This window comes from Bradyrhizobium sp. (assembly GCF_049798375.1).
Classification (GTDB): Bacteria; Pseudomonadota; Alphaproteobacteria; order Rhizobiales; family Xanthobacteraceae; genus Bradyrhizobium.
Genome location: NZ_JBARGP010000483.1, coordinates 1 through 2,207, shown reverse-complemented (window position 1 = coordinate 2,207; position 2,207 = coordinate 1). Strand labels below are relative to the sequence as shown.

The following is a 2,207-nucleotide window of genomic DNA, read 5'->3' as shown; positions in this document are numbered from 1 at the left end:
TAGGGATCGCGCAGCCAATCCTCGATCGCGGTGACCGAGAGCCGCGTCGGCCGCGCTGATAGCGGCGGCTTCGGCATCGGCTGCGGGATCGGCGTCACCTGCGCCGGCTGGTCCAGCACCTCGGCGTAGCGCACATAAGTCTCGCCGCGCGCCTTGGCTTTCCTCCAGAGATCGTGGCCGGCCACCGCTTCCATCCGGTGCAGGAAGCGCGAGGCCACCGCCGGCGCACCGCCGGATTTGGCGGCATGGCTGAGGATCACTTCGGGCGCGCCAAGCAGTTGCGCGAAGTCGTGCGCGGACAGCCCGATGCGTCGCTCCGGCAGGTCGAGCCCCAGTTGATGGCGCATCGGCCGGCTCAGCCAGGGATCGCTGCGTGGTGCCGGTGGCCAGACGCCTTCGATCAGTCCACCGATGATGACACGGTCGGCCTGCATCAGCCGCGATTCCAGCGGACCATAGATCTGCAGCTGCGCGCCCGGGCGCTCGGGGCGCCGCACCGCGCGATCGGAAAAGGCGGTCAGGAACAGGTCGGGATAGTCGGCCAGCGGCGCCGTCAACCCGCAACGCTCGCCGCGCTTGAGCAGATCGTCAAAGGTTTTGGCCAGTGCGGAGCCGTCGCGATCGGCGAAGGCCGTGCTCAAGCCAAGCTCATCAGCTGACAAGGCCGCGATCACTTCGCGATGGCGCGCGGCGAACTCCGCAAAATCCTGCGGCTTGGGCGAGGCGAGGTTTTCCAGTGGCGCCAGCGCCTTCTGCAGCGCCGCGATCAGCGCCTGTGCCTGATCCAGCGCCTCGGGCTTCAGCCGCGCGCGCGGCTCGGCGGAATGCAGTGCGGAGGTCTCGCCCTGACGCAGCTTGTCATGCTCGTTGCGGAAGCGGGTGAAGTCGCGTGCCAGCCCGAGCGTGCCGGGCTGCGGGCGGGTGCCGCGCAGCACCGCAAGCTCCAAAGTCTCGATCGCCGATTTGAAGGCGCCATAGGCGGCGCCGAGCCGGCATAGCGGATGCTTGAGCAGCGCCAGCAGGGTCGGTGGCTCCAGCCCTCTCGCTGCTGCCTCTGCAGCCAGCCGCGCGAAGGTGCCGGCCGGCGTCTCCATCAGCGGATCGCCGCCGGAATCGTCGAACACCAGATGCCAGCGCGTCAGTGCCGCGATCACGCGCCGGGCCAATGCGCGGTCCGGCGTCACCAGCGCCGCGGACTTGCCGAGATGGCGCGCCTCGCGCATCGCGATGGCGATCGCCAGCGCCTCCATTTCCGGGTTGGCCGCGGCGATAACGGCGAGATGATCCATCGCAGCCGAAATATTTGCTGCGACGTCGAACTGTCGCAGCCGGTCGTGCCAGTCCGCGGTGGCTTCGGACGGCCGCATCGCTTCTGATATCAGCACCTCGCGCCCGCCGCGGGCGGGCGGCGCCAGCCGGGCGACGTCGCGCCGCTCGATGCCGAAGCGCTTCAGCAGCATGTGCATCGCATATTGCGGATGGTTCGACGAGGGATGCGCGATCACGCGTCCCTGCTTGTCCTTGGCGCCGCCGATCGTCTGCCACGCCGCTTCGTCGAGATCGATGTCGAGGCCCGGCAGCACCACGGCGCCATGGGGCAGTTTTGCCACCGCGCTTAAGAATTTCGCGGTCGCCGGCATCGAGCCGGTCGAGCCGGCGGCGATCACAGGACCGTCGGAATGCGCGGTCAGCCGTACGGCTTCGGCCGCGATCAACATGTCGCGCCGCGCCGCGGGCTCGATGCGCTGGATCTCGTCGAGATAGGCCGGCCACGCGGTGCGCGCGATGCCGAGGAATTCCAGCGAGTGCTGCCAGTATTTGTCGAGCTGATCCGGCACCAGGCCATCGAGCGCGTCCCAGGACACGCCTCGCGTGACCATGTCGTCGATCAGCCGCGCCAGGTCGCCGGCGAGTTGCAAGGTCGAGGCCGGGCCACCGACCACCAGCGGCGCGGTGACGGGCGTCTTCGCCCAGGCCGCGACCAGCCGCGCCAAGGTCAGGCGGCGCTCCAGCTCGCCGAGCTTTTCCGGGATGTCGAGCGGCGCGCGGCCGTCGAACGCCTCGCTGTCCTCCGCGAAGGCCAGCTCGTCCTCATCGATGTCGCCGAGTGCAACCAGCCGCGGCAGCACCGCAGCGTCGCTCTTGAGCTCCTCCAGGAACAGCTCGCGCGCGACGCGCAGGGCCCGCCGCGTCGGCAGATACAGCGT

At 69.5% G+C, this 2,207-nt stretch carries 1 protein-coding gene; it reads right to left on the bottom strand.

Going from position 1 to position 2,207, the window contains the following annotated elements; translation table 11 throughout:
- A partial coding sequence (gene addB, locus WA702_RS19900; protein WP_425112256.1) for a double-strand break repair protein AddB occupies positions 1-2,207 on the bottom strand: 2,207 nt, incomplete at both ends.